Genomic DNA, 20,980 nt, shown 5'->3' with positions numbered 1-20,980 from the left:
GGCGACGATGCCGCGTCGCGCGTTCCAGCGCAATGGATCGACTCTCCGGAACAGGCGTTGTCGTGGCCAGTCCAAGAGGAGAGTGTCATGCCAGAGCTGACGATTTCACCCGAGAAGGTCGCCTTCCTGATCGAGAAGGCGCGCGAGTTCGACGTCAAGGAGCAGGCGACCGACGACGATTCCGGCTCCAATGCCGCCGATGACGACATGATCGATGTGCTCCAGGACACCGGTGACGATCCGGTCGTGCGCGAGATCACAGGCTTCATCAATGCGATGAGCGAGGACGAGCAGACCGATTTGGTCGCGTTGATGCGGCTCGGCCGCGGCGACGGCGACATCGACGAATGGGACGATTTGCGCCGTGAAGCCGCCGGCCAGCGCGACCGCCACACTGCGCGCTATCTGCTGGGCGAGCCGATGCTGGGTGATCTGCTGGCCGAAGGCCTCGACGCGTTCGGCATCGACTGGACAGAAGGCCGCACCACGGCGGATTCATCGAGCCCGAGCCAGCGCGACGAGGACGAGATCACGAAGCAGTAGGATGGCAAGCAGAAGGCCCGCGCTTATGATAAGCGCAGGTCTTCTCAGTTCGAGCCTGGCGTCTTCCCCGCGAACGGTGCGCTCCCTCTCCCCGTTCTTACGGGGAGAGGGGTGGGGTGAGGGGCAGCCGCACGGGAAGTGTTAGAAGGGCATACGCGCCGGGAGTGTTCGGTGTGGGACCTGTACCCCCTCACCCGGATTGCATCTTCGATGCAATCCGACCTCTCCCCGCAAGCGGGGCGAGGTGGACTCGCAGCGATCGCCGCGCCCAAAAGTCAGCGCCAGCGGACGCTGCGCTTACAGCGTCCCCGGAAACGCACCACCATCCAGCAGGATGTTCTGCCCGGTGATATAGCCCGCCTTCGCGCCGCACAGGAACGCGCAGGCCACGCCGAACTCTTCGGGATCGCCGAAGCGGCCGGCGGGGTTGGTCTTGGCGCGGTCGGCGAGGATCTGCTCCGGCGTGACACCGCGCTTCTCGGCTTCGCCCTTGGCGGTGGAGCGCAGCCGGTCGGTCTCGAACGGGCCCGGCAGCAGCGCGTTGATCGTGACGTTGTTGATCACGGTCTTGCGCGAGAGGCCGGCGACGAAGCCGGTGAGGCCGGCGCGGGCGCCGTTGGAGAGGCCGAGAATGTCGATCGGCGCCTTCACCGCGGCCGAGGTGATGTTGACGATGCGGCCGAACTTGCGCGCCATCATGCCGTCGACGACAGCCTTGATCAGCTCGATCGGCGTCAGCATGTTCGCATCGATCGCCTTGATCCAGTCGTCGCGGGTCCAGTTGCGGAAATCGCCGGGCGGTGGGCCGCCGGCATTGTTGATCAGGATGTCCGGATCCGGGCAGGCCTGGAGCACGGCGGCGCGGCCCTCGGGCGTGGTGATGTCGCCGGCGACCTCGGTCACGGTGATGCCAGGATTGGCGGCGCGGATCTCCGCCGCGGTCTTGGCCAGCGCCTCGGCGCCGCGGGCGGTAATCGTCACATGCACGCCCTCATTGGCGAGCGCGATGGCGCAGGCGCGGCCCAATCCCTTGCTGGAGGCGCAGACGATGGCGCGGCGGCCCTTGATCCCGAGATCCACGATTGATCACTCCGATATGTCAGTGGCTGGATGATGCGCGCATTCTAGCCAACCGGACCGCCGCTGATAAGGGCAGCCGTCCCGTGCCGATTTGCATGGCTCCAGATGGCATGGCTCGCGATCAGATGCGCCGTTCCTGCTTCAGCCGATCGATCAGACCCGCGACCTCCGGCGGCAGCGAGCGGAAGCCTTTGGCGCCTGCAAGCGAAAGGATCGGTCGCAGCCGTGAGCCCTCAAGAAAGCGCGGTTGGCGCTCCGGCGGGACGATCCGGTCGAACACCAGGACGAGCGTGGTGGCGACCATGCCGACCCTGATCGCGCCCAGCAGCGCGCCGGCCAGGCGATCGCCAAAGCCGGCTTCGGAACCGATCGCCTCGTCCAGCATGATGCGCCCGATCTTGCCCAGCGCGACGCCGATGACCACGAAGGCCGCGAAGAATTGCAGCCAGTTCTGCGCCAGCGGCGCGCCGTGCGCATCCTGAAGCTGTGGGCTCATGGCCGCCACCGCTCCCATCGCAAGCGGCATCGCGAGCAGATAGGCGAGGATCGTGATCGCACTGCGCAGCAGTCCAGTGGCGAAGCCGCTGTAGACGGCGACCATCAGGGCAATACAAGCGGCGAGGTCGAAAGGATTCATGACTGATATGCAAAGGTTGTAGGACCCGCCCGGTAAACAAATCCGGTTTGCGCTGTTTCAAATCGTCTGTATCAATGCGCCGCAACAAAACAGGGAAACGCAAGGTGGTGCCATGTCCGGCCTGTTCGACGTCACTGGGCAAGTGATTCTGATCACCGGCGCGAGCCAGGGGCTCGGCCGGCAATTCGCCCGCGTGCTGTCCGCCCACGGCGCCGCGGTCGCGCTCGCCGCGCGGCAGACCGGTAAGCTCAAGGCGCTGGAGGAGGAGATCAAGGCCAAGGGCGGCCGCGCCTCCGCGGTCGAGATGGACGTGACAAGTAATGCCTCGATCGCACGGGGCCTTGATGCCGCAGAAGCCGCGCTCGGACCGGTGACGGTGCTGATCAACAATGCCGGCATCGCGGTCGAGAAGCTCGCGGTCGAGCAGAGCGAGGCCGATTGGGACGCCGTGATCGGCGCCAATCTGAAGGGCGCCTATTTCGCAGCGACCGAAGTCGCGCGCCGCATGATCGCGCGCAAGAGCGGCGGCAACATCATCAACATCGCCTCCGTGCTCGGTTTCAGCGTGGTGAAGTTCATCTCGCCTTATGCGATCTCCAAGGCCGGCGTGGTGCAGGCGACCAAGGCGCTGGCGCTGGAACTCGCCGCCAACAACATCCGCGTGAATGCGCTGGCGCCGGGCTATATCGACACCGACATCAACCATGACGTCTGGCAGACGCCGGCCGGCGAGAAGCTGATCAAGCGCATCCCGCAGCGGCGCGTCGGCCATGAGAGCGATCTCGACGGCGCCATCATGCTGCTGGCGTCGAACGCGTCGCGCTACATGACCGGCAGCGTGGTCACGGTCGATGGCGGTTTCCTACTGACCTAATTGGCGCGCATCTCGCCCCGGATCATGTCCGCCGCCTTCTCGCCGATCATGATCGTCGGCGCGTTGGTGTTGCCCCCGATCAAGGTCGGCATGATCGAGGCGTCGACGATGCGCAAGCCCGACAGGCCGTGCACGCGGAGCTGTGGATCGACGACGGCGAGCGGATCATCCACGCCCATCTTGCAGGTGCCGACGGGGTGATAAACTGTGTCGACGCGGGCGCGCAGGATGCTGCGGATGTCGTCGTCGGTCCTGACGTCCGCGGTGAACAGGTCGCGCGTGGCGAGGCTGCGCATCGCCGGCGTCTCCATCAGCCGCCGCGTGGTCTTGTAGCCGGCGACCATCGCCTCGACGTCCTCCTCCTCGCCGAGGAAGTTCGGATCGATCAGCGGCGAGGCTAGCGGATCGGCGCTTCTGAGCGCCACCGTGCCGCGGCTCTTCGGCCGAAGCAGGCAGAAGTGACAGGAGAAGCCGTTGCCGTGGCGCTTGCGGCCGTGATCGTCGGTGATGGCCATGCCGAAATGCAGCTGGATGTCGGGGATGTCGAGGTTGGGATCGCTCTTCAGGAAGCCGCCGCATTCGGCGAAGTTCGAGGTCAGCACCCCGCGGCGCTCGCGCCGGTATTGACCGAGACCAGCGAGCAGCCTGCGGATGCCCTTCGGCGACAGCGACGAGAAGTTCGGATTGTCGGAGGTGTAGGCGAAGATGAAGTCCGGATGGTCCTGCAGGTTCTGGCCGACGCCCGGCAGATGATGCACGCTGGCAATGCCATGCTTGGCCAGCGCAGCCGCATCACCGACCCCTGAGAGCATGAGCAACTGCGGCGTCTGGAACGCGCCGGAAGCCAGGATCACCTCGCGCCGGCATCGGATCTCCTTGACCTCCTTGCCCTGGCGAACCTTCACGCCGACGGCACGCTTGCCGTCGAACAGGATCAGCGAGGCGTGCGCCGAGGTCTCGACGCGCAGATTGCTGCGTGTGCCGAGATGCGGCTGGATATACGCCCGCGCCGCGCTCCAGCGTTCGCCGTTCTGCTGAGTCACCTGATAGAGCCCGAGCCCTTCCTGGGTCTCGGCGTTGAAGTCCTCGCGGATCGGAAACTGCGCCTCGCGCGCCGCCTGCAGGAAGATCTCGTGCACGGGATTGCCGGTCCGCAGCCGGTTGACCGGCAGCGGTCCGGACTGGCCGTGATACTCGCCGTTGAACTCGGCGTTGTTCTCGGCGCGTTTGAAATAGGGCAGGACGTCGTCATACGACCAGCCGGGATTGCCGAGCGCGGCCCATTGGTCATAGTCGGCGCGGTGGCCGCGGATGTAGACCATCGCGTTGATTGCCGATGAGCCGCCGAGCCCGCGGCCGCGCGGCTGATAGCCGATGCGGCCGTTGAGGCCTGGCTGCGGCACGGTCGTGAACGACCAATTGTTGACGGGTCCTGCGACCATCAGGAACAGCATGTACGGCGTGGTGACGATCCAATTGTCGTTGCGTCCGCCGGCATCGAGCAGCATCACCGACGTGCCCGGATCCTCGGACAGCCGCCCCGCGACCGTCGCCCCGCCACTGCCGCCACCCACGACGATGAAATCGACTTCCTCCGCCACGCGCGCTCTCTCCCTGATGGATTTATCGTTGTTCAGCCGTCATTCCGGGGCGCCGCGCATCTGCGCGGCGAATCCGGAATCTCGAGCTTGGCTTGCGTCTCGATCACCTCGAGAGTCCGGCGGCGCGCAGCGCGCCCCCCCGGACTGACTCGGAGTTGATTAGCTCAGAAACCGCAGCAGCTTCTCGATCCAGGCGATGCTGGCGCCGTAGGGCGGATAGAGATCCTTCATGCGGTTGAAGGGCGAGCGATAAAACACCGGCTTGAGCTTGCTGAAGCTGTCGAAGCCCCATTCGCCGTGATAGTGGCCGATGCCGGACGCGCCGACGCCGCCCATCGGCTGGTTCATCTGCGCGAAATGCAGCAGGCAGTCATTGATGGTGACACCGCCGGATAGGGTGCGCGCCAGCACGTTCTCGCGCGCCGTCTCGTCTTTGCCGAACCAGTACAGCGCCAGCGGCCGGTCGTGGGCGTTGATGAAGCGGATCACCTCGTGGGCATCGCGATAGGTCAGGACCGGGAGCAAGGGGCCGAAGATCTCCTCCTGCATGATCGCCATCTCGGCGGTCGCGCCGACCACGACGGTCGGCGGGAATTTCCGCAGCTTCTTCCAGGCGGGATCTTCGGGACTCGTTACGCTCAACGGCTTGGCGCCGCGCGCGATCGCATCGCGCAGCAGGCCTTCGAGCCGCTGATAGTGCCGGTCGGAGATGATCGAGGTGTAGTCGCCATTGGCGGGGTTGGTGCCGAACATCCTGAGCATGTGGCCGTGGAGCCTGCCGGCGAAGGCGTCACGCCGCGCTTCCGGCACGAACACATAGTCGGGTGCGATGCAGGTCTGTCCCGCATTGAGCAGCTTGGCATAGGCGATGCGCTCGGCGGCCTCGTCGATATCGGCGGAGACGTCGACGATGGTCGGCGACTTGCCGCCGAGCTCGAGCGTGACAGGCGTCAGATTGCGCCCCGCAGCTTCAGCCACGATGCGGCCGACGCGCGTCGATCCGGTGAAGACGAGGTGATCGAACGGCAGCGCGGCGAACGCTTGCGCGACACCATCCTCGATGCCGGTGACGGACAGCTCGATTGGGTCGAATGCCGCAGCGATCAGCTCCCGCAGCAGCGCCGAGAAATGCGGCGTCAGCTCGCTCGGCTTGATCAGCACGCGATTGCCGGCTGCGATGGCGCCGATCGCTGGCGCGAGCGTCAGCTGCAGCGGATAGTTCCAGGGCGCGATGATGCCGACAACGCCGAGTGGTTGCGGGATCAGCCGGTTGCGCGCGGGGAAGAACTGCAGCGAGGTCGCGATCCGCCGCGGCGCCATCCAGCGCGGCAGCATCTTCAATGTGTGCTTCAGCTCGGTCTGCAGGAACAGCGTTTCGGCGATGGTGGTCTCGAAGGCGCAGCGATGGCCGAAATCCGCTGAGATCGCCTGCTCCAGGCGCCTCTCGTTGTCGGCCAGCATGCCCCTTAGCCGCCTCAGGCTGTCCTGCCGCGCAGCCAAGTCCGGCGGCGACGTGCCGCGCGAGGCCTCGATCATGGCGTGAAAGGTGTCGTCGAGCGCGGTGACCGGGGGGCTCTTCAGGGAGTGGTCCATCGACGTCTCCTCGCATGGGCTGCGGCCGCGTTCCGGCCGTCGTTCTGGTTCGTGGTCGAAGCTGCCGCGTTGCGGAACCGTTGGCAAGCGCGGTGACGTGGTGGATTGGGCCGAATGGCTGGCGGGACGACACAGCAGACTCATCGCAGGGGCTGCTGTCCCTAGGTGGCCCTCGCAGGTAGCCACGGACCTTGCCGCCGCTGGACCTTCGGTTGGGCTCAAGGGGGACAGCATGTTTCGCACCTTCACCTGTAATCATATGATTTCACGAGAGTTTTCCAGGGGTTCGAATTCGGTCGGCCGCTGTCACAATCCGGCAAAAAAACTTCCAAAAGGCCCTTTCCAAACCAGCCTCGCATTGGTACATACCGCCCGCACCCGATGGCCGGACCGGCCGACGGGCTCAAGCCTTCTCAGGAAGCCTTTGGGATGAACTCGGCGGCGCTCAGACGCGTCAGCCAGGAGCACCCGATAATTCCCTGAAGGCCGTGCAGAAGTTAACGCGGGGTGGAGCAGCCCGGTAGCTCGTCAGGCTCATAACCTGAAGGTCATAGGTTCAAATCCTATCCCCGCAACCACTGAGACCGACACTCCCGCAGCCGCCTCGGCTGTGGGAGTTTTGGTTTTTGCCCCCTTGTCCCTTTGGGCTGCTGTCCAACTGAGGACGGTACCGAGTTCCCCATAAAGCGTAGCGTCGATCTGGCCCCGCTTGGCGCCCGGCCGGAGCACGATGCGGTCGATCAGGCCACGCAGAGCCTGGGCGGCTTCGGCCCGGTCTTGCGGACGGTTCAAGGCCTCAGTGAGGTGCGCGACCTTCTTGGCGTAAAGCTGCGAGGCGCTCGGCAACATGTCAGGGGTGTCGGCGGGGGCCTCGGCAAGCAGGACCGTGAGCTCTTCCTTGCGGGCCTCCAGTGCGTCCATCGCTGCGATCATCGAGCGTTGAAACAGCCCCTCCTTGACCGCCTCGACGATTTCTTGGATCTGCTTTTCGACCTTCGCCAGTTCGGTGCGCCAGGAATCACCGCTGGCGCGTCGCTCGCGGTTCAGCCGGTTCAGCTCTTCGGCGTAGGCGCGCATGGCTTCGGCAACGACGTCCGGCGCCAGCAGCCGGTCTTTCAGCCCCTCCAGGACGCGCTGCTCGAGTTCACTCCGCTTCAGCGTGCTGCCATTCGGGCAGGATCCGTTGCTCACATGAGCCGAGCAGACGAAGCGATCAGCCCCGCGCAGTGAACAGGGCCCGTCACACTGGCCGCAAAAGACGAGCCCCGAGAACAGCGATTTTGGTCTTCGTGCACTGTTGATGCGCTTGTTCGAATGGTGCTCGCGAACGGCTGCTGTCACGTTGACAAATTTCTCGGCAATCTCCTTTTGCTTTGCCTTCACCGCCTGCCACAGCTCATTTTCAACGATGCGGAGATGTGGGACATCGGTGACGATCCACTCGGACTCTGGATTGAGACGCGAGATGCGCTTGCCGGTCGATGGATCCTTGACGTAGCGCAGCTTGTTCCAGATCAGGCGGCCCAAGTAGAGCTCGTTATTGATGATCCCCGTGCCGCGCTTGAGGTGGCCGCGGATGGTTGTGTCGTTCCACAGCTTTGTCTCAGGACCCGCGACACCTTCAGCATTGAGTTTGATCGCGATCGCCCGTGGGCTCATGCCGGATACAAAGTCGCGAAAGATACGCCTGATCACGTCGGCCTCGACCGGATCGATCTCCCGGTCGCCCCTGATGCGGTCGCCTCGCTCGTCCAGCTTCTTGATCACACGGTAACCGTAGCACAGCCCTCCACCAGACTTGCCTCCCTCGACCCGCCCACGGAGGCCGCGATGCGTCTTTGCAGCAAGATCCTTCAGGAAGAGGGCATTCATCGTCCCCTTCAAGCCAACGTGAAGCTCGGTGATTTCCCCTTCCGCCAGCGTAACAATTGGCACGCCGGCAAAGCGCAAATGCTTGAACAGGGTCGCGACATCTGCCTGATCCCGGCTGATACGGTCGAGTGCTTCAGCGAGCACCATATCGAACGCGCGGCTCTGAGCGTCTTCTAGTAGCGCCTGGATGCCGGGGCGGAGGATCATGCTGGCGCCGGAGATGCCTGCATCCTTGTATGACGCAACGATGGTCCAGTTCTCTCGCGCGGCGCGCTCTTTACAGATGCGGAATTGATCCTCAATCGAGGCGTCGCGCTGATTGTCGGACGAGTATCGAGCGTAGAGAGCAACGCGCATCGTAGGCTTTCCCCGGCAATGCGTTTCGCGCCATAACAGGCGCCATCAGCGCACAGAATGCAGCACGAACGCGGCATTTGTGTGCACGCCGATCCACTTCGAATTGCTGGTGAACATGAACGGAGACTGACGAATGAGCTTCCGTCGATGTTTCGAGGTGATTTCGCTAGTGTAGATGTACCTGGACAGGTGCAGTAGCGCTCGCGTCAATCATCCTTTCCCGGACCTCGTGCAGGAGGCTCATGATGGATCCGAGTGCTATCCTCCTCGCGCAGCTCCTGCGGCCGAGGTTTGATCGCGTCTCTAGCCAATTGCCTTCCGATCAGGCGACCGAGACGCAGCAGAGCTTCTTCGGAGGCACTCTGATCGCCTGCTCCGGCCGAAGGTGAAGGTCTCCTAAACTGTTCGCTCTGACCTTTGGGCACTGTGCCTCCCCGTAGGCACAGTCAAGAGAGGAGCGTCTGGAAACGGAAGAGGATCATAGACGCGCTCGCCGTTTAGGATACGCTGGCGAAGGAAGGGCCCGCGATCGAAAGTAGGCGGTGTATGAAGTGAGGATACGAGAGCACGAGTCTTTACGTTCTGCGGCCGGTTGAAGGATCGGAAATCGAGCTCACCGGGGCTTCCTCGAATCGGCCTTCCGCACGCCATCCGACTGGATCTGCGATCCATCGGTTGATATCGGATTCATGCCAACCGGTTCCGTTGCTGCTGATCTTGAGCTGGGCCGGGAACGTGCCCTCGGCGATCTTGCGGTAGATTGTGGACCGGGACAGCCCGGTCCTGGCGAGGACGGTTTTCATCCTGATGATACGGTCTGGTTCGCGCATGGCCGTGATGCCCTTCGCTGGTCGGTTCTGAGCTGTTGTGAGACCAGAGAGGCGATCAGGTGCAGGCGGACAATAGGCGTTCGCGCGTTGCCAAGCGTGGCGTAGAGCCGGCGGCAAACGGGATGGGTCAAATTCCAAGGCCTCGGCCTCTGCCGAGATCGATCCCATGGACGAAGGCTAGATCCTGGCCGAGCCGGCGGCCTGATTCGAATGCAATGCCAAGATCGTTCTTGCGGCCGGCGAGGATAGATTCCAACTGCGGGTCGCGTTCGAGGCCTTTCGCCATTTCGCCCATCGCGGACCGCGTGGCCTTGTAGCCGGACATGTCGCCGGCTTCATACTGGCGCCGGCTGGCACGGTCGAGCTTCTGCCAACGCTCCACGAAGCGGTCGGCGCGGCGGCTCGGATCGGTGCGCAGTTCGCTTTCGAGCTGGAGCGCGCGCACAGCCCGGCTGACCTGACCACCGGCCGCCTCGCGAGCCAGCTCCGGGTTCTTCCTGTAAGCGGCCTCGGCGTCGTGCGAGCCAAAGGGGCGCAACTCCTCGAAGGCTCGACGCGCCTCTTGCAGCTCTCTCACCTGCTCGCGGCTCGCTGTGCCGCCCGTCTCCTGCGCCGCGAAGATCGCATCTACCGCGCGGGCATGGCGCACCAGCGCCCGTGTCCGGATGCGACGTGCGTCCGCTTCGGGATCTTGCGCCACGTTCCTTGCCAGGACTTCGGCTCCGCGCCGCTCGGCTGCGGGATCGCTGCTTTCCCTTTCCGGCGTTGCCCGTTCCGGTCTCTGTCCAATATCCAGTCCGGCGACATCAGCCGGAGAGCGCAGGCCGTCAAGGATGTCGCGCAGCTTCTCGGACACAATCTTGCGCACGATCTCGGCCATGCGATCGCGGAAGGTGATCCCACGCCGCTCGGCGTAGCTCTGGAGCGGATCGACGTGCTCGTAATCCGAGGCCATGTCCTTGGCGCGGTCGCGCGACAGGGCCCGGGTAAGCCGGTCTGCATTGGCAAAATCGTCGCGGCCATAGTGCAGCTCCACCTCGTCGCGATGCCGCGACAGGGCGACATAGCTGCTGTGGGCGTCCATGCCGGGCGTCGCTAGGACATGGACGCGGTCGACCGTCATGCCCTGCGCCTTGTGGATCGTCGCGGCATAGCCATGGTCGATCCGGTTGTAATCCTTCAGATTGAAGCGCACGGATCGGCCATCGTCGGTCTGCACGGCTATGGACTGCGTGCTGACCTGCTCGATGGTCCCGAGCGTGCCGTTCTTGACGCCAAGGCCGCGCTCGTTCTGCAGGAACATCACCCGATCCCCGCTGGCAAAGTTTCTCGCGCCGCGCTCGACCGTCACCCCCACCTCGTCGCCGAGATCGCCCGCTGCCCGCATCCGCTCGCGCGCTGCCTCGTTCAGGATGCGGACTTCGTCGTTCGTGTGCGTCAGGATGATCCGGCTCCGATCCGGTGATGCCTGCCGGTCGCGATCCCAGTGATCGATCAGATCGCCGCGCGCCAAGTCGCGACTCTCGGCCTCATGCACCATGCCCTGGGCGCGGTACGCTTCAAGCGCGTGGCCCACCTTGCCAGTCGCCAGATCGCGTGTGGCGTCGCGCTGCCAATCCTCCCGCTGACGGCGCACTTCACCGATCTCGGCGCCGCCGTGACGCTCATAAATCGACCGGAATGCCGCTCCCGCTTCGATCGCCTGCAGCTGTTGCGGATCGCCGACGAGCGCCACCTTGGCCCCAGCCTCGGCGGCATGGGACAGCACGCGCTCCAGCTGCCGCGTGCCGACCATCCCCGCCTCGTCGATGACAAGCACATCGCTCGATTTGAGCAGATCACGGCCCTGTTCCCAGCCATGCTCTAGGCTGGCAATCGTGCGCGACGCAATGCCCGATCCGCTTTGAAGGTTTTCCGCTGCAATGCCGGACAGTGCCACGCCCCGGACCTCAAAGCCCGCCGCTTCCCACGCGTCTCGCGCCACGTCCAGCATCGCACTCTTTCCCGTCCCGGCGTGGCCCACCACGACGCTGAGATCGCGCCCGCCCGTGACATGCGCCAGCGCCTCAGTCTGCTCGGACGACAGCACCAGGCCGCGTGCTTCCGCGCGCGCCAAAGCGGCTTCGCGATACGCATCTCGCACCTCGTGGCGTTCCCGGTCCGCCATCACTTCAGCAGCCCGGTGCAGCCGCTGTTCTGCCTCGATCATTCCGCGGCTGGTGAACCGGTCCTCGCCGCGGGCGTCCTTGCCGAGTTCGACCAGATCGGGCGCTCCCTGCATTGCGCCCACCACTTCATTGAACTGATCGAGCCCGTCACTGTGCCGGTGCGCGAACTTTACCAGGTCGCGACGTGTGAAGGTCGATTGCTGCTGGGTGATGGCGTCCAGCCCAATGGTCGGATCGGCGATGATCCGCGCGCCATTGTTGTGCGCGATCTCGCGGTGTATCTCGGCGCGGTCGGCCCCGAACGGTTCGCCTGCAATGCCCCGAAGCTCGATCCGTTTGGCGGGTGCGCCGATCTGGCTTTGTGGTTCCAGCGCAATGCCTTGGGCTTCCAGACTGCGATGGTCGATCCTGGCGTCGATGTCGAGTTCGGACAGCCGCTCGTTGGCAAGCTCCGCCCAGCGTTCGCGCCAGCGCTCGACGATCTCCGTGCGATTCCAATCGCGCGCCTTCTGGCCAAAGCCGTTCTCGTCGACCGAGCGCATCGTCAACATGACATGAGCGTGGGGCTTGGGCAGTCCGTCCTCGGCCCTATCCCAATGCACATTGAGGTCGGCAATCATGCCCAGACCCACGAACTCAGTCCGAACGAAGTCGCGGGATAGCTCGATGCCTTGCGCCTCACTCAGCTCGCGCGGAAGGGCGAACTCGACCTCCCGGGCCAACTGGGCGTCCTTGCGCACTTCGAACGATTCGACATCGTTCCAGAGCCGCTCGCGGTCGCTCCAGGTCTCAGGCGCATTCTCCGGCAGCATCACCTCGGAATGGACGACCCCGCGCTTTCCAGAAAAATCCTGCTCACGGCCAAGCCGCTCGTCGCGCAGGCGCGAGCCTGAGCGGTAGGCCGCCGATGCCACCGCGCTGCTCCCGGCCTTACGGCCAATGACCTTGACGTGAAGATGATAGATCGCCATCGCGATCCAATCACTGGCACAGCGAAGCGCACGTCGGAACGACGTATAAGCGCGCCCTCCCTCGAAAAAATCTCGGGAGGGATCGCACCGTCCCAGGTCGTCCTGATGACCTTACAGCATTCTGCGGTGTGCTTGCCTATCATCTCTCCATTGAACTCATGGAGACGACGATGCGCAAACCACGAGACTTTGATGCAGACCTGAAGGCACTCGAAGACAAGGCGCGCGGCCTTAAAACTCGCAAAGTGCGCCAGCTCGGCGAATTGGTAATCGCGACTGGGGCCGACGCACTCACTGCGGAAGAACTGGCTGGCGCGCTGATCGTGCTGGCAGAGACGAAAGAGGCCGGAAAGAAGGAGGCGTGGGCCAAGCGCGGGGCCGCATTCTTTCAAAGTCTGGGGCGGCGAATTGCACCAGCAACTGACCGCAACATGGGCGGCGCTTCTGCGCAACCGAGCGGCCCTCAACCGGCACCGATCCGCAAGGGCGCGACATGATATGCGCGCGTGGTAGGTCGAGCGTCGCAAGCGAACGCGGCATCTAATCGAACTGGGAGGCCTTGTCGTCAAAGCCGGTATCGTGGATCTCACCGGCGACGACCGCGCCACCATTTTTGGTGCATTGCTCTGGGTAGCCGAAAAGCTGAAGGGCGATCACAGCGAACGAGCGCGAGCGCTGTGGACCGCAATGGGTAGGCAATCATTTAAAATAGAAGTTACAATGCGGAGACGCTCAGTTCGTTGACTCGGAACGGTTTGTCGGCAGACTTCGACATGAGTTACCTTGATTCAAGCCTGGCGTCGGCCACAAGCTCGATATCTATCGTGCTACTGTCGACCGTCGCGACCACCTCAAGTCGTCCGATCCGGCGCTGCCCAAAGTTTGCAAAAGAGCAGCTCTCAGTACCAGCACCTACTTGTCGCGGTATCCTTCGGCGAGGGGTAGTTGCTTCAGCTTATTCACAATTGGATGCATTTCGTGCGCGCCACGACGTGTCGCAATTCCGAAAGTTGTCTGCTTGCCTCTCTTGTCCGCCGATGGCGCAACAACCCGCTGGATTACGGGATGTTGAAATCGAGTGTCCCGCGCTTACGTCTGCTTAACGAAAGTCGGGCAGCTTTCTTTAAAGTTGTGTCGGGTCGATTGGGGCAGGGCGAGAACCAAACGTGTTTATTTTTCAGAACCAGAAGGTGAAACACGCGTTGGCCGAAGTTGAGGCTATTGATCGATCGCAAGCGGTCATCGAATTCGGCCTTGACGGCACAATCCTGGATGCCAACGAGAACCTCCTGAAGATGAGTGGCTACACTCTCGCGGAGATCAAGGGCAAGCACCACAGCATTTTCGTGAGTCCGAGCGAGCGCGAAAGCGCTCGCTATCGAGACTTTTGGGCTAGTTTGAACCGCGGCGAATTCCAGACCACGCAATATAAGCGATTTGGCAAGGGCGGCAAAGAAGTTTGGATTCATGCATCATATGCTCCGCTTCTGGATGAGGACGGAAACGTCGTAAGTTTCATCAAGTTCGCCACCGACATCACGGCGCAGAAGATAAGGGAGATGGAGGACGCGGGTAAGCTTGCCGCAATCAACCGCGCGCAAGCTGTGATCGAGTTTAACATGGACGGTACGATCATCACTGCGAATGATCTCTTTTTGAACGTGATGGGCTATAGACTCGAAGAGATAAAGGGCAAGCATCACAGCATATTTGTTACTCCGGAGGACCGATCGAGCGCAGCCTATGCCGCATTCTGGGCAAAATTGAACCGCGGCGAGTTCGAAACGGCTGAATACAAGCGGATCGGGAAGGGAGGAAAAGAGGTCTGGATCTTGGCGAACTACAATCCAATTCTAGACGAGCTCGGAAAGCCCTTCAAGGTTGTGAAGTTTGCAAACGACGTCACCAGGCAGAAGATGAACGCCGCAGATAGCGACGGGCAGCTCGCCGCGATCCGGAAGTCTCAAGCGGTGATCGAGTTCAATCTCGATGGTACGATCCGGACAGCCAACGACAACTTCCAGAATACGATGGGGTACACCCTCTCCGAGATGAGGGGGCAGCATCATTCCATGTTTGTCGACCCAACCGAGCGAAACTCGCCTGAATATCTGGCATTCTGGGAGACGCTCAGACGAGGTGAATATCACTCAGCGGAGTACAAACGGATTGCGAAAGGTGGCCGTGAAGTGTGGCTTCAGGCCTCCTACAATCCGATCTTGGACTTGAATGGAAAGCCGTACAAGATCGTGAAGTACGCCACGGATATCACCGCGCAGGCAATCGGCCGGAAAAAGGCCGACAACGCCCGAAACCTGATCGAAGCTGTCGCGGCTGGCAGCGAAGAGATGAGCGCCTCGATTCGCGAGATCTCTGAGACAATGGCAAAGTCTCGCGAAAATTCCAGAGTCGCGACCGGCCGGGTCGAAGCTGCGGACGGGCAAGCGCAGCGTCTGAACGAGGCGGCGAACGCAATGGGCGGAATCGTCGAAATGATCTCCGGCATCACCGGTCAAATCAACCTGCTTGCTCTCAACGCGACCATCGAATCAGCTCGAGCCGGCGAAGCCGGTCGCGGCTTTGCTGTCGTTGCCTCGGAGGTCAAGAACCTCGCTGGACAGGCCAAGCGGGCCACAGACACGATCTCTGCAGAAATCGACGCGTTGAACACGATTGCGGCCGACGTCGTCGGGTCCCTATCGATGATCAAGACCGCAATTGCCAGCGTCAACGATTTCATCACATCGACAGCTGCCGCCGTGGAAGAGCAGAGTGCCGTGACGGCCGACATGTCGGCGAACATGCAACGTGCCACGGCTGAGCTCGCCTAGGCAGGTTAAGGAATCCGTTGGCCGTTCCGAGCCAGCCTGCCGATGCCATGTCTCGAAAGGCCGATAGCGCCGAAGTGTTGACTTCGCGCTATCGCGTGCTGTTTTCGAACAAGGGGCCTGATATCAGGTATCGCTCCGGCGTAGGCCGCCTTGTTCGGCGTCACCGGCCGCCTAAGGATATGGCCTTAAGTCCAGCCTTGAGGTCATGCGGCGATGCAGATGGAAGTTTTGGGCGCCGAACGGCGGCGTCGATGGAGTTATGAGGATAAGGTTCGTCTGATCGAGGAGACGATGCAGTCCGGGCAGACCGTCTGCGGAGTTGCCCGGCGGCATGGGGTGGCTCAGAGCCTGCTGTTCACCTGGCGCCGGCAGGCGCGGCAGGGCCGGCTGGGTGCCGAGGCTGTGCCGGCTATCGTTCCTGTCGCCATCGTGTCGTCGCAGGCTGACGACTTGACGAGGGTGCCATCACCACCGTCGCCATCGCGTGCCGCACCGAGCATGCGGGCCGGAACGATCGAGATCGAACTGGACGACTGCTGCGTGCGCGTCGACCGCGACGTGGACACCGAGGCACTTCGGCGCATTCTCGACCTTTTGAGGCGGCGATGATTCCGATCCCGAGCGACGTCAAGGTCTGGATTGCGACCGGCCACACGGACATGCGCCGTGGTATGCAGAGCCTGGCCCTGATGGTCCAGGAGATTTTGAAGCGAGATCCCCACGCCGGCGATCTCTACATCTTCCGCGGCCGTCGCGGGGATCTGGTCAAGATCCTGTGGCATGACGGAATCGGCTTGTCGCTCTACGCCAAGCGCCTCGACCGAGGAAAGTTCATCTGGCCTTCGGTGTCCAATGGCGCGGTGTCGATCTCGGCCGCGCAGATGGCCTACATGCTTGAGGCGATCGATTGGAGGAATCCGCAGCTGACATGGCGGCCACAGAGCGCAGGCTGAGCAGAGATAGTTGCGGCTTTCCGGTATTTAGGGAGTTCCAACCGGCCTGATCTGTGATTCACTGCGTCGCATGAACGCCGATTGCGATGCTGGACCGGATGACGTCGTCGCCCTGAAACAGGCGCTGGCGGCCGAGCGCGCGAAGGGATTGGAGGTCGCTGCCGAGCTTGCGGCTGCCCGAGCCAAGGCATCGGAAGACGAAGCCCTGATCGCGTCCCAGAAGCTGCAGATCGCCAAGCTGAGGCATCAGATCTACGGGCAGCGGTCGGAGCGTTCATCACGCCTGCTCGAACAACTGGCGCTGACGTTCGAAGAGCAGGAAGCTGGCGCCACCGAGGACGAGCTTGCGGCGGAACGCGCCGCGGCGAAGACCAGCACGGTCCGCGCCTTCACGCGCAAGCGCACCGAGCGACAAACCTTCCCCGAACATCTGCCCCGCGAGCGGGTGGTGATCGAGCCGCCGACGGCTTGCGAATGCTGCGGCAGCAATCGCCTGCGCAAGCTCGGCGAGGACGTGACGCGGACGCTGGAGGTGGTGCCGCGCCAATGGAAGGTGATCGAGACGGTGCGGGAGAAGTTCTCCTGCCGGGACTGCGAGAAGATCAGCCAGGTGCCGGCGCCGTTCCATGCCGTGGCGCGAGGATGGGCCGGGCCGAGCCTGCTGGCGATGATCATGTTCGAGAAGTTCGGTCAGCATCAGCCCTTGAACCGCCAGGCCGAGCGCTATGCGCTGGAGGGCGTGCCGATAGCGCTCTCGACCATGGCGGATGCCGTGGGGTCGGTCTGTGCGTCGCTGGACCCGCTGCTGCGCCTGGTTGAAGCGCATGTCATGACGGCCGAGCGCCTTCATGCCGACGATACGACCGTGCCGGTGCTGGCCAAGGGAAAGACTGACACGGGGCGGTGCTGGATCTATGTCCGGGACGACCGGCCGTTCGGTGGTGCGGACCCGCCGGCAGCGATGTTCTACTACTCGCGCGATCGCAAGGGCGAGCATCCGCAGGCGCATCTGGCGCGGTATGCCGGCATCCTGCAGGCCGACGCCTATGACGGCTATAACCAGCTCTATCTGGCTGGACGCGGCCCTGGACCGATCCGCGAGGCGTCGTGCTGGGCGCATGCGCGGCGCCCGTTCTTTGCCATGGCCGATCTGGAGGAGAATGCGCGCCGCAAGGCTGCGGGCAAGAAGGAGATCCCGCTTTCTCCGATCGCAATCGAGGTCGTGCGCCGGATCGATGCGTTGTTCGAGATCGAGCGTTCCATCAATGGCAAAAGCGCGCAGGAGCGTCTCGAAGCACGGCAGACGCTCAGTCGGCCTTTGACCGAAGACCTGCGGCTCTACATGCAAGAGCAACTCGCCAAGCTCGCCCGGGGGCACGACCTTGCCAAGGCATTCAATTACGTGCTGAAGCGATGGCCGAGCTTCACGCTGTTCCTCGATGACGGTCGTGTGTGCCTCTCCAACAATGCCGCCGAGCGCGGTCTGCGAGGCATCGCCCTAGGTCGAAAATCCTGGCTCTTCTGCGGGTCTGATCGCGGCGGCCGGCGCGCAGCTGCGATGTACAGCCTGATCGTCACCGCCAAAATGAACGGGATCGATCCGCAAGCCTGGCTGACCGATGTCATTGACCGGATTGCCGCTCACCCGTCCCAACGGCTCGACGAACTGCTGCCCTGGAACTGGACGCCTCAGGCCGCAGCGCTCTCCACCCGAGCAGCATGACCACGCACGTCAACAAAGTTCACCACGTCACCACCATCGCCAAGGTTGCCAAGGACCTCGGCGAAGATGAGGAATGGTTGCACGACGTCGCCAGCGAATTGGACATCGAGGATGGCGTCATCTGGGTCTATGGCGCTGGTGACGATGGCGTCATGGCCTTGACCGACTTCGGGATCGACAACCTGATCGAACTCGTCAAAACACGTCGGCAGCTCTGAAATCTCTTCCCAGATGACGCCGCAAACCGGCTCCCCCCGCGGCCTACGGCGGATGCTTACGATATCAGCGGCAAGGCGTCAGAGTCACCCCCGGCCTGAATGCGCCAAGCCGGGGCCAGTTCACCGATCGACGTAGTCGACACCGAGGTCGGTGCCGACCTGCCACCGAAGCCGGACGCAGCGCCTCGTTCCGTCGCCGGGAATCACGAGGTCGAACTCAGTTGGAACCGCAAACGGTGCATCGATTCGCAAGGCCGCACCGCGCGCGGACACGTTCCTCACCGTGCAATCCACGACCACTCCAAGAGAGGCAGAAACGATCTGTCCGCGCTTCAATACACGCTTCCGAGGCTCCTTGCGGCGGTCGACGGTGCGGAGACCCGTGCCGGCATTTTGAGCGTCGGTCACGGCTGCCATGCTCGCGGCAGCGGCCGACGATCCATCCGTGGCTTCGGCTTCCCGCGCACGGGACACCTCCGACGACAGTTCAGCAATCGCCGCTGCGACGAGGTCGGCGGAGGTGACCACGCCATCCCGATGCACCTCATGACAGAGTACGCTCCCAACACGAACGGAAATCGCGATGCTTGTCGCCTTCGTCTCCAACCGAAACGACAGCGTATGGAGCAGCCTTGCAAGCAAATTCTTGAGCACGACCGGGTCGCCGCCGATTTCGGCAATCACGAGAAAGATGTTCTCGGAATAGCGACCAACGGTATCGGTGTTCCGGGCGACGTCGCGGAGGTGTTCGGAGAATGTTCGGAGCAGATTGTCTCCCACGCTCAACCCGAATCTCGCGACGACTTCATCGAGATTGGTCAGTTCGATCGCGATAACCCCGTAGGACGATCGACTGCGGGCAGGCAGCGAGACGATGCGGGCGAGCCGCTCCTCCAGGTTCGCCCGGCTCTGCAAGCCAGTTGCCGGATCGATGCCGGACGTCCGAATGAGCCGCTGATACTCGGCCCGTTCGCGCTTGGCGTCGCGATCCCTCGCCACGGCGCGAGTGATCGCGAGATGAGAGTGGCCGCCTTGAGATCAAGTTTCGGCAAATAGTCGTCCATTCCCATGCGAAGAGCCATTATCACGGTGCTCTCTCGCCCGTCACCCGTCAGCATGACAACGGGTGGAACGGCGGGGATCAGACGCTCCATGCGTTCCTTGATCGAAAAGCCGTTCTCGTTTCCCAGATTGTAATCGAGCATGACGCAATCGATATCAGCCCGACTGAAGATCTGATCGAGTTCTTGACCTGAAGCGGCCTCGAAAATCTGGAACCCGGTGTCCTTTGACAAGAGCGAGGATACCAAGCTGCGGAAGACGTCATCGTCGTCCACGACGGCGATCTTGAGATTTTGCTGTCTCATCATGACTGGGTCCACGTCGAACCTCCCCGGCAAGCGCCTGCGGACGTTGCCGCCAAATCGCGTTCGGCGACAACCCGGTTGCGACCCGCGCGTTTCGCATCGTAAAGATACCGATCGGCCGCAGCGATCCATTCGACATGGGTCGCGCTGTTGGCGGCGGCTGCAACACCAGCGCTGAACGAGACCGGAAGCGATCGGCCGCCAATATCGAAGGGTGTCGCGCACATCATTTTTCTCAGATTGTCGATGACCTCTGTCGCTGCGTCGACGGGGGTGTCGAGGAGCAGAACGCTGAATTCCTCCCCACCATAGCGCCCGATGATGTCCGTGGTTCGCAACCTGCTCGTCAGCAGGCTGGCCACTCCGCGGATGACCCGATCACCAACCGGGTGACCGAATTGGTCGTTCACGCTCTTGAAATGATCGATATCGATCATGACGAGACTCAACGGACTTCTGGTTCGATTGCTGCGATTGAACTCCTGGATCAGACGCTCCTTGAACTGTCCGTGATTGTAGAGACCGGTGAGGCTGTCTCGCTCGATCAAGGAGCGCAGCACTCTGGAGCGATCTGCTCGCAGCCGGACCAGCGAGACCAAGGGTTTGGGATCGATCGGCTTCTTGATGAAGATATCTCCACCGAAGCGACGCGCCTCCAATTGGCGATCCTCCTTCTGTTCCCCGGAGAGAAACGCGATCGGCACGCTGAGGCGATGCCGTGTCTGTCGGATGATTTTCGCCAGTTCGATCCCGTCGACCTCCGGCATCTGGACATCCATCAGTATGAGGTCGGGAGGATTGCTTTCGATTGAAGTGAGCGCTTCGGCCGGCGTGGTCGCGACGTTGACGGTCAAGCCGGACGAGGACAGGATCGAGGCATGCAGTTCTGCGATGATCGGTTCATCGTCGACGATCAGGACGGAGGCGGCAACGATACTCCGCTCGGCAATGAACAATTTCAGCCAGTCGGCAAGTTCGATCTGCTGGACGGGGCGTCGAACCATCCCGGCAACATCGGCGCGCGCAGCGGCGATGCTGAACTCCAGCGATGGCTCGGATGCAACCAGAATCTTCGGAATGCCAGCGGGGATCGACATGCAGATCTCGATTGCCTGCGGGAGTTCGTCGCTGACGATCGCGGCCTCGACGTGCTGGCTTTCCGATAGCGAACGGGCGCATTCGATGTTGCTGAACCGCAGGGCCGTATAGTTCAGTTGCTCGACGGCCGATGCGACGGAATCCACGGGGGAATCGGGTTCGAACACGCAGATCGTCGGAATGGGTGGCAACTCTGGTGCCTGTCTCGTCGAGTCGCGCTCGATCTTGGGAGGGGTGATCTGACCGGTCATGTCTACCCATCTA

Annotated in this window: 18 protein-coding genes, 1 tRNA gene and 1 pseudogene; 10 read left to right on the top strand and 10 right to left on the bottom strand. The window is 62.7% G+C overall.

What is annotated here, in order from left to right; genetic code table 11:
* The first annotated feature begins 87 nt into the window (after positions 1 to 87).
* Positions 88 to 543, top strand: a complete 456-nt coding sequence (locus tag BRAD285_RS28535) for a DUF3775 domain-containing protein (RefSeq protein WP_006612388.1) — start codon at positions 88 to 90, stop codon at positions 541 to 543.
* Positions 544 to 840: 297 nt separating this feature from the next.
* Here BRAD285_RS28535 and BRAD285_RS28530 read toward each other — a convergent pair whose 3' ends face one another.
* Together BRAD285_RS28530 and BRAD285_RS28525 are read right to left on the bottom strand one after the other, a co-directional pair.
* A complete protein-coding gene (locus BRAD285_RS28530; protein ID WP_006612387.1) occupies positions 841 to 1,623 on the bottom strand; it encodes an SDR family oxidoreductase in 783 nt (260 codons plus the stop codon).
* Between the two features lie 121 nt (positions 1,624 to 1,744).
* A complete protein-coding gene (locus BRAD285_RS28525) occupies positions 1,745 to 2,260 on the bottom strand; it encodes a CvpA family protein (RefSeq protein ID WP_006612386.1) in 516 nt (171 codons plus the stop codon).
* A 112-nt stretch (positions 2,261 to 2,372) separates the two neighbouring features.
* Here BRAD285_RS28525 and BRAD285_RS28520 point away from each other — a divergent pair, with 112 nt between their 5' ends.
* A complete protein-coding gene (locus BRAD285_RS28520) occupies positions 2,373 to 3,134 on the top strand; it encodes an SDR family NAD(P)-dependent oxidoreductase (RefSeq protein WP_006612385.1) in 762 nt (253 codons plus the stop codon).
* Here BRAD285_RS28520 and BRAD285_RS28515 read toward each other — a convergent pair.
* Positions 3,131 to 4,735 (bottom strand): GMC family oxidoreductase, encoded by a 1,605-nt coding sequence (locus tag BRAD285_RS28515; RefSeq protein WP_006612384.1) that lies wholly within the window; start codon positions 4,733 to 4,735, stop codon positions 3,131 to 3,133. The two genes, BRAD285_RS28520 and BRAD285_RS28515, sit on opposite strands and share 4 nt — an antisense overlap.
* A 159-nt stretch (positions 4,736 to 4,894) precedes the next feature.
* Positions 4,895 to 6,328, bottom strand: coding sequence for a coniferyl aldehyde dehydrogenase (locus BRAD285_RS28510; RefSeq protein ID WP_006612383.1), 1,434 nt, complete (start codon positions 6,326 to 6,328; stop codon positions 4,895 to 4,897).
* Positions 6,329 to 6,829: 501 nt separating this feature from the next.
* Here BRAD285_RS28510 and BRAD285_RS28505 point away from each other — a divergent pair.
* Positions 6,830 to 6,906, top strand: a tRNA-Met gene (locus BRAD285_RS28505).
* On the opposite strand, the gene BRAD285_RS28500 is transcribed toward BRAD285_RS28505, so the two are convergent.
* The 3 genes from BRAD285_RS28500 to traA form a co-directional block, all read right to left on the bottom strand.
* A complete protein-coding gene (locus BRAD285_RS28500) occupies positions 6,863 to 8,557 on the bottom strand; it encodes a recombinase family protein (protein ID WP_006612382.1) in 1,695 nt (564 codons plus the stop codon). The genes BRAD285_RS28505 and BRAD285_RS28500 overlap by 44 nt on opposite strands.
* A gap of 575 nt (positions 8,558 to 9,132) precedes the next feature.
* Positions 9,133 to 9,387: an AlpA family transcriptional regulator gene (locus tag BRAD285_RS28495; protein WP_050886867.1), complete on the bottom strand. Its 255-nt coding sequence runs from the start codon at positions 9,385 to 9,387 to the stop codon at positions 9,133 to 9,135.
* A 127-nt stretch (positions 9,388 to 9,514) separates the two neighbouring features.
* A complete protein-coding gene (gene traA / locus BRAD285_RS28490) occupies positions 9,515 to 12,526 on the bottom strand; it encodes a Ti-type conjugative transfer relaxase TraA (protein WP_006612380.1) in 3,012 nt (1,003 codons plus the stop codon).
* A 170-nt stretch (positions 12,527 to 12,696) separates the two neighbouring features.
* Here traA and BRAD285_RS28485 point away from each other — a divergent pair, with 170 nt between their 5' ends.
* The 7 genes from BRAD285_RS28485 (at position 12,697) to BRAD285_RS28455 (ending at position 18,251) form a co-directional block, all read left to right on the top strand.
* Positions 12,697 to 13,023 carry a conjugal transfer protein TraD gene (locus BRAD285_RS28485; protein ID WP_006612379.1) on the top strand — a complete coding sequence of 109 codons (327 nt, stop codon included), beginning with the start codon at positions 12,697 to 12,699 and terminating at the stop codon, positions 13,021 to 13,023.
* 46 nt (positions 13,024 to 13,069) lie between these two features.
* Entirely contained in the window at positions 13,070 to 13,270 is a 201-nt protein-coding gene (locus tag BRAD285_RS28480; protein WP_244422217.1) for a conjugal transfer protein TraD, read from the top strand.
* Positions 13,271 to 13,692: 422 nt separating this feature from the next.
* Positions 13,693 to 15,357: a PAS domain-containing methyl-accepting chemotaxis protein gene (locus tag BRAD285_RS28475; protein ID WP_006612377.1), complete on the top strand. Its 1,665-nt coding sequence runs from the start codon at positions 13,693 to 13,695 to the stop codon at positions 15,355 to 15,357.
* A gap of 219 nt (positions 15,358 to 15,576) precedes the next feature.
* Entirely contained in the window at positions 15,577 to 15,966 is a 390-nt protein-coding gene (locus BRAD285_RS28470; protein ID WP_157681650.1) for a transposase, read from the top strand.
* Positions 15,963 to 16,310 (top strand): IS66 family insertion sequence element accessory protein TnpB, encoded by a 348-nt coding sequence (gene tnpB / locus BRAD285_RS28465; protein WP_006613318.1) that lies wholly within the window; start codon positions 15,963 to 15,965, stop codon positions 16,308 to 16,310. The genes BRAD285_RS28470 and tnpB overlap by 4 nt, the downstream gene beginning before the upstream one ends.
* 70 nt (positions 16,311 to 16,380) lie before the next feature.
* Positions 16,381 to 18,033 carry an IS66 family transposase gene (locus tag BRAD285_RS28460; RefSeq protein WP_157681655.1) on the top strand — a complete coding sequence of 551 codons (1,653 nt, stop codon included), beginning with the start codon at positions 16,381 to 16,383 and terminating at the stop codon, positions 18,031 to 18,033.
* Complete coding sequence (locus BRAD285_RS28455) at positions 18,030 to 18,251, top strand: hypothetical protein (RefSeq protein ID WP_087877564.1); 222 nt, start codon at positions 18,030 to 18,032, stop codon at positions 18,249 to 18,251. Before BRAD285_RS28460 ends, BRAD285_RS28455 begins: the two co-directional genes overlap by 4 nt.
* A 120-nt stretch (positions 18,252 to 18,371) precedes the next feature.
* On the opposite strand, the gene BRAD285_RS35935 is transcribed toward BRAD285_RS28455, so the two are convergent.
* The 3 genes and pseudogenes from BRAD285_RS35935 to BRAD285_RS28440 form a co-directional block, all read right to left on the bottom strand.
* A complete protein-coding gene (locus BRAD285_RS35935; RefSeq protein ID WP_083846349.1) occupies positions 18,372 to 19,250 on the bottom strand; it encodes a GGDEF domain-containing protein in 879 nt (292 codons plus the stop codon).
* 104 nt (positions 19,251 to 19,354) lie between these two features.
* A pseudogene (locus BRAD285_RS36715) lies at positions 19,355 to 19,618 on the bottom strand (response regulator); the annotation flags it as partial.
* A complete protein-coding gene (locus tag BRAD285_RS28440; protein ID WP_006610678.1) occupies positions 19,618 to 20,967 on the bottom strand; it encodes a diguanylate cyclase in 1,350 nt (449 codons plus the stop codon). The gene BRAD285_RS28440 and the pseudogene BRAD285_RS36715, both read right to left, overlap by 1 nt.
* Positions 20,968 to 20,980: the final 13 nt, after the last annotated feature.

This window comes from Bradyrhizobium sp. ORS 285 (assembly GCF_900176205.1).
Taxonomy (GTDB): Bacteria; Pseudomonadota; Alphaproteobacteria; order Rhizobiales; family Xanthobacteraceae; genus Bradyrhizobium.
The sequence above is the reverse complement of the archived record's forward strand: the minus strand, read 5'-3'. Positions and strand labels throughout refer to the sequence as shown.

What these genes read in the sequence shown, in the direction of transcription:
- BRAD285_RS28510 (WP_006612383.1), bottom strand. Translation starts at nt 6,328, where the DNA reads ATGGACCACTCCCTGAAGAGCCCCCCGGTCACCGCGCTCGACGACACC.
- tnpB (WP_006613318.1), top strand. Translation starts at nt 15,963, where the DNA reads ATGATTCCGATCCCGAGCGACGTCAAGGTCTGGATTGCGACCGGCCAC.
- BRAD285_RS28525 (WP_006612386.1), bottom strand. Translation starts at nt 2,260, where the DNA reads ATGAATCCTTTCGACCTCGCCGCTTGTATTGCCCTGATGGTCGCCGTC.
- BRAD285_RS28460 (WP_157681655.1), top strand. Translation starts at nt 16,381, where the DNA reads ATGAACGCCGATTGCGATGCTGGACCGGATGACGTCGTCGCCCTGAAA.
- BRAD285_RS28495 (WP_050886867.1), bottom strand. Translation starts at nt 9,387, where the DNA reads ATGCGCGAACCAGACCGTATCATCAGGATGAAAACCGTCCTCGCCAGG.
- BRAD285_RS28440 (WP_006610678.1), bottom strand. Translation starts at nt 20,967, where the DNA reads ATGACCGGTCAGATCACCCCTCCCAAGATCGAGCGCGACTCGACGAGA.
- traA (WP_006612380.1), bottom strand. Translation starts at nt 12,526, where the DNA reads ATGGCGATCTATCATCTTCACGTCAAGGTCATTGGCCGTAAGGCCGGG.
- BRAD285_RS28455 (WP_087877564.1), top strand. Translation starts at nt 18,030, where the DNA reads ATGACCACGCACGTCAACAAAGTTCACCACGTCACCACCATCGCCAAG.
- BRAD285_RS28485 (WP_006612379.1), top strand. Translation starts at nt 12,697, where the DNA reads ATGCGCAAACCACGAGACTTTGATGCAGACCTGAAGGCACTCGAAGAC.
- BRAD285_RS28535 (WP_006612388.1), top strand. Translation starts at nt 88, where the DNA reads ATGCCAGAGCTGACGATTTCACCCGAGAAGGTCGCCTTCCTGATCGAG.
- BRAD285_RS28470 (WP_157681650.1), top strand. Translation starts at nt 15,577, where the DNA reads ATGGAAGTTTTGGGCGCCGAACGGCGGCGTCGATGGAGTTATGAGGAT.
- BRAD285_RS28500 (WP_006612382.1), bottom strand. Translation starts at nt 8,557, where the DNA reads ATGCGCGTTGCTCTCTACGCTCGATACTCGTCCGACAATCAGCGCGAC.
- BRAD285_RS28520 (WP_006612385.1), top strand. Translation starts at nt 2,373, where the DNA reads ATGTCCGGCCTGTTCGACGTCACTGGGCAAGTGATTCTGATCACCGGC.